A 5,324-nucleotide genomic window follows, 5' to 3' on the forward strand; every position below is an offset into this window, starting at 1 on the left:
CTCTGCCATCAGAACTAGCCAAGCTAGGCACCAGAGATTTGAAACATCCCTATTTCTGGGCAGGTTTTACGCTGATTGGCAGTCCTTGGTAACTTTGAACAAGTGTAACTAGAGCGCCAGTCCAGTAAAAGGAGTTGACAAAAGACACGGAATCTGAATATATAAGAGTGTCAATTGGATGGAGCGATCGCTGTTCAAACCGATAGATAGTGTAGCTCCTGCGCCAGACTCTACTCATTAAGCTGCTTGCTCTATCTCGGGCTGTGACATGCGAGCAATCACATGAAGGTTGTGAACAACTGCCATGCGCCGCAGGTCAAACAGGTTTTTGCGCGTACCAAGGTAACGAGCGCGATCACCCTGCCATTGACCAATCTGGGCAAGGCTATGTTCGACAGCTACCCGTTCACGAAGTTTGGCACGACCCGCTGGTGTCTGTTGACGTTGGCGTAACTCCTGCAACAAGGATTCATCAGGATGGATCGAGACAGTGCGGCCTTTCACACTGGTAGTACAACAGGAACGCAAGGGACAGACTTCACACTGCTGTTGGGGAAAATGAACAACTTTCCCTGGGGAAAATGGGATGCTTACCTGATTGGGGCAGCGAATCAGATGAGTGTCCCAATCCAGAACAAAAGCTGTTTTGTCAAAGTGCTTGCCATTATACACAGGCCAAGCTTTGCAAATAATGGTCAAGCCCTCTGGCCGCTTCTGAACCATCTGGCTATTGAGATAGGCACGGTCAATGTGCAACTCGATTAACTTGACATTTTGAGGCTCCAAGTCAGCAGCGATCGCTTCGGTAACACCAGACTCTGGAACATTAGCAGGGGTAATCCCCACGGCTCGCACTACGCCAATATCTAAATCCTTAAGGACATGACGCTTGTACCCATCGAAGCGCTGACTCCGACTTTTACGTCCATGACGCATTTCGCTATCTTCAATCGAGATGCGACGATCTTTGGCTACGCCCTTACGGAGCTTTGGGGAGCCATCGTCTGCTATCTCCACATCCTGCGCTTGCACTTGCCGTCCATCAGCGAAACTTTCCTGCACTTGAGTAGTCGTTTGCTTATCTAGGTTCGGTTGCTGTTGAACCCAAGACTCTACCTCATCAAGTGCCTGGAGAATCGTGGTCAGTGCCTGTACTTTAGCCACTGGGTCATCCCAATCCAAGTCCAAAGCAGCCTTCAGACTTGAAGTGGCTACTATCTGTGCTCCTGCCTCGGCTGCCACATCGGCTAAGTCCTTCTCTTGCTGATGGGCAATTACACTTAAGGCTTTCCGCAGAGCATGACCCAACAGATTGTAGGTATCTTCTACCCTTGCTGCTCCCCACAAAGGACTCGAATCCAGTGCTGCTCTTAATGCACCAGAACTAAAGCCTCCCTTTTTCTTGGCGATTTCTACTGTGCGTTCGACCAATCGGCGATCGCCCTCTTTAGCAATCAGGGCAGCACGAAACCTCACTAGTGTACCTTTCCCAAAAGGAGCTTGTTCACAATCGAGACAGTCGAGGACTAATTGCCAGCGTCGATCCATTTCCAAGGCTTCAATCACTTCTTCATCAGAAACACCCGTGTAAGCTTGCAAGATTGTTGCTAGCGCCAGTTGAGCTGGAGAAACTGGACAAAATCCCATACTGCTGTCCTTAAACAGAGTTGCCAGTTCCTTTTGAAACTGCTCATCGAACAGTTGATGACGCTGCTGACGCAGAAAAATGAAAAGTTTAGCTTTACGAATGCGTGAGACAACTTTTTGCTCTTTTGCAGACAGCTCGATGGCAGGATTCCACACAGGAGGGCGCATAGACTCGCTCTGGCTTGTTGAGATGACTTCCCGACTCTACCGATTCTGTGTCTTTTGTCAACTCCTTTTACTGGACTGGCGCTCTAGGTTGGGGGCCAGATGGGGCGATGCGTGTGCAACGCACGATAACCCAGAAACGGAAGCAAGACCATCTCACCAAGTGGAACACCGTCACAACCCAAATTCAGTTATTTCTCTCCAATATTGGAGCAGAGTCAAGGACGATAAAAACCACAGAACGCGTACCTGTTTCAGAGTTGGAGCAGGTGAAGGTAGAAGTGATTGCCCAAAAAACTACAGGCCGTATACAACCCGATGAAAATGGTTTTTGTACTTGGATTTTTCCCCTAGAACCCTACTCCCAACTCCAGGCAACGCTAGTCTACAAAGTCTCAGCCGCCCCAGAGGTTCAAGGATTTTAGCTTTTCTAAGAAATAGTGGCTGTAGGAATCATGACTAGACCTGTGCAAGAAAGTCTCCTTTCATCCTGAAGTGTGAGCGGTACACTCATGAACGTCTCTTGCTCTCATTCGATTTTCGCCCCCCTAGGGCGTGTTTGCAAACTCTATATTGACCTGTCTGTTGCGAAGAAGATCCCCCCAGCCCCCCTTACCAAGGCAGGGCTGTTTCATTCCACAAGGGAGAGGATTTTGTCAATATCATTAGCGAGAAATCGTTGTACACGGGTGATGGAGGAATAACCACATAGTGTTTCGCCCATTGGTTAAAAACCTCGGCTAGTGTCTCAAAATCGATTCTATATTTTATCCCCTCAACGCTTGACATTATACGTCTTTTCGGGGATGAAACAGCCCTGCCTTAAAAAGGGGGATTTAGGGGGCTCAAAGGGTTTGAAAGCACGCCCTAGCCCCCCATGAATAAAAGGCTTAGTCCTTACTCCTCTCCCCTTTTAGGGGAGAACTCTCTTGGGTGGGGGGAACAGAATTCAAAGTCCCCCAGACTTGGGGGATTTAGGGGGCTTTCCAGGATTGATGCAAGAGGTCTAAGCTGAATTCATCAAATTTCTCAACGTCTGATGTTAGCAAATCCTTATGGGATAACTTTGCTTGACGCGTATCAAAGTGGTAGCTACTAACCGTACCCGTACCTGTATCTAAAATAGTAAAAACTGTGATGTCGTTACTCGCGATGTAAGGGAGTGGCTGGTTATCGTCTCCTAGGAGTGGCGCAAGCGTCGGTATCACGGGTTCCAGCCCATTAGGGTCACCTGTAGCGGCATATTCTGCCTGATTATCGATAGGCACCGGACGCTTTTCATTACCCAGATAAGCACCGTAAGAGTTGCCTACATTTGAGGTTTCCAAAAAGTGCATCCCACTGGAGGACACAAAGCGGTTCCATAGGTGGGAGTGTCCATAAAACACCAGTTGCACCCTCGCCGCCTCTAGCAGTGGCACTACATCACGAATGATGTGATCCGCTGCCTTAGGATAGTCGTAACCCACTGCTTTGATGTATCCCTGTTCATCCCGCTCAATCCGTTGCACCGGGTCAGTATAAGCCGGGACGATGTTAGCACCGAGTGAATGGGGCGGATGATGAAACATCACAATCTTGTACTTCGCCTGTTTGAAGTCTGGACTGTTGAGCTCTTTCTCCAGCCAGTTGTACTGGACGCTACCCTTGGCTACTGGCTCAAAGATATGTTGTCCATACCCCCACGCTACTGGATTATCTAAATCGTCTTCTCGTTCGCGATATTTGCCTCTGGCATCAGCTTCTAAGCTAGGGTTTCTCCAAATATTGGTAATGTATAGCACGACCAAGCGGATATCGCCAAAGGTCACGGCGTAATAATTCTCTCCTCCCGATGGGTTCGGGGGTAGGGTGAAAATCTCGTTGTAGGTGTCGGTATTAAAGGAATTGTCTTTTAGCCAAGTTTGGCGGAGTTGGGGGTCATTTTCGGGGTTGAAATACTCATATTTTTCCTGATAAAGCGTCTCGGCAATAGTTCGAGGATAGGGGTCGTTAAACTGGTCATTTAAGTCGCGCTGATTTGAAAAACGCCCCATTACCTCATGATTCCCTACGGTTGGAAATAGGGGTGCATATTGAATTAACTCGCCTCCCTTGTAAGTGGTTTTGACGCCTTCTTTCTCCAGTTCGTAATGCGCCCGACCCTGGAGACAGGGGAAAAAGGCACCTCCACGATTATCATCAAACCATTCCGAAGCGCGATCAGGAACGTTGACTGAGTCGCCTGCAAAGAAAACCGCATCAACTTGTCCGATGGTTTCCACTACTTTTTGAAGATTTGCCGATGTCATCGGCATTAACTGGTGATCGGAGGTGAGTAGTATTTTGAGCGGTGTTCCTGATGTTGGTTTCGGTGCGAGGGTAAACTGACGACTGCTCACCTTCTGTCCATCTTCCTGCACACTGGTTACTTGATATGGAACACGTTGACCAGGAGTTAAACCCGTGACGATCGCTTCATGACGCCAGATATCCCTTGGTGTTGGCTGCTGATAGATTTGACCCTCTTGTGTCTGTTTTCCAACGTTTGATTTCTGGTCTTCACGGGTACGACTGAGTTTAGTGGTGGTTGCGATCGCATTACGCTTGAGTCCCTGTCCATAGACGACAGTATGACGAGAACCCTTGAACTCTGTAAACCAAACCACTCGCACTGAATTCTCAGTCGGTAGTTGCAACAATGGGTCAGTGAGCAACTGGTGGGTAGATGTCATAATTGGCTGTCTATTAGGGCTTACATTGAATGGGAAAAAGGGCAATCAAGACGAGAAGCACTGCCGCAATGAGGAGAGGCGGTGACTTAAGCACTATTACCATATAGGAATAGCAGCAAGATAGCTTTTCTCAATGTCTCACACCTTACTTGAGCAATGACCAATTTGGCATTTAACCGAATGCGACTCAAGTCCCACGCTCAGATCAAACGCTGGATTGAGTTTCATGAACAACGACTAAGGCAATTATCAAAAACTGTCGATAAGAAGACTACTTGTAGATACAACGCTCACTCAGCTTTCTTACTGTGTGCCGTGAATCCCACGGGGTCATGTGTACTGTGTCAGCATTATGAACCGAATCAGGAACCTACTGAATCTAGGTAAGTTGCGATCGGCTTCGCTAATACCCTATTGAGTCCCAAAAACTCAGCGCTCCTCTGCGTAGCCCTCCGTGACCTCTGCGTTAAAAAACATAGTATTCCAATGCCAACGGATTCCGTATAAGGTCTAGAATAGTCAGCCTAGAAAGCTCAAAAGCCTAATATATCCAAAACAGTCTCTTGGATATATTAGGCTTAAGATTTTTGCCAGTAGGGGTTCTGGCTATCTTTATTTATAATTATCGGAGCGGCGGGATTTGAACCCACGACCCCTACTACCCCAAAGTAGTGCGCTACCAAGCTGCGCTACGCCCCGGCACGTTTACTGAGTATATCACAGCGTTTCTGTTCAAAACAACTACCTAAAATACTTTTAGGGATTGAGCGGCTTGAATCAAACCCGGAACCGCATCGG

Annotated in this window: 4 protein-coding genes and 1 tRNA gene; 2 read left to right on the plus strand and 3 right to left on the minus strand. The window is 48.0% G+C overall.

Translation table 11 applies throughout. The features are described from left to right. Window positions 1–237: 237 nt before the first annotated feature. Window positions 238–1,815, minus strand: coding sequence for an IS1182 family transposase (locus V6C93_RS28770; protein ID WP_333480102.1), 1,578 nt, complete (start codon window positions 1,813–1,815; stop codon window positions 238–240). 47 nt (window positions 1,816–1,862) lie between these two features. Between V6C93_RS28770 and V6C93_RS28775 the strand changes: the two genes are divergently transcribed. Next, window positions 1,863–2,237, plus strand: a complete 375-nt coding sequence (locus V6C93_RS28775; protein WP_333480103.1) for a DUF4139 domain-containing protein — start codon at window positions 1,863–1,865, stop codon at window positions 2,235–2,237. A gap of 549 nt (window positions 2,238–2,786) precedes the next feature. On the opposite strand, the gene V6C93_RS28780 is transcribed toward V6C93_RS28775, so the two are convergent. Then, window positions 2,787–4,526: a metallophosphoesterase family protein gene (locus V6C93_RS28780; RefSeq protein ID WP_333480104.1), complete on the minus strand. Its 1,740-nt coding sequence runs from the start codon at window positions 4,524–4,526 to the stop codon at window positions 2,787–2,789. Window positions 4,527–4,706: 180 nt separating this feature from the next. Between V6C93_RS28780 and V6C93_RS28785 the strand changes: the two genes are divergently transcribed. After that, on the plus strand, window positions 4,707–4,913 hold the full coding sequence (locus V6C93_RS28785) for a DUF6464 family protein (RefSeq protein WP_333480105.1): 207 nt from the start codon (window positions 4,707–4,709) through the stop codon (window positions 4,911–4,913). Window positions 4,914–5,151: 238 nt separating this feature from the next. Here V6C93_RS28785 and V6C93_RS28790 read toward each other — a convergent pair. Continuing rightward, a tRNA-Pro gene (locus V6C93_RS28790) sits at window positions 5,152–5,225 on the minus strand. Window positions 5,226–5,324 lie beyond the last annotated feature (99 nt).

Source organism: Allocoleopsis sp., assembly GCF_036703385.1.
In the GTDB taxonomy this organism is placed as follows: Bacteria; Cyanobacteriota; Cyanobacteriia; order Cyanobacteriales; family Coleofasciculaceae; genus Allocoleopsis.

What these genes read in the sequence shown, in the direction of transcription:
- V6C93_RS28770 (WP_333480102.1), bottom strand. Translation starts at nt 1,815, where the DNA reads ATGCGCCCTCCTGTGTGGAATCCTGCCATCGAGCTGTCTGCAAAAGAG.
- V6C93_RS28780 (WP_333480104.1), bottom strand. Translation starts at nt 4,526, where the DNA reads ATGACATCTACCCACCAGTTGCTCACTGACCCATTGTTGCAACTACCG.
- V6C93_RS28785 (WP_333480105.1), top strand. Translation starts at nt 4,707, where the DNA reads ATGCGACTCAAGTCCCACGCTCAGATCAAACGCTGGATTGAGTTTCAT.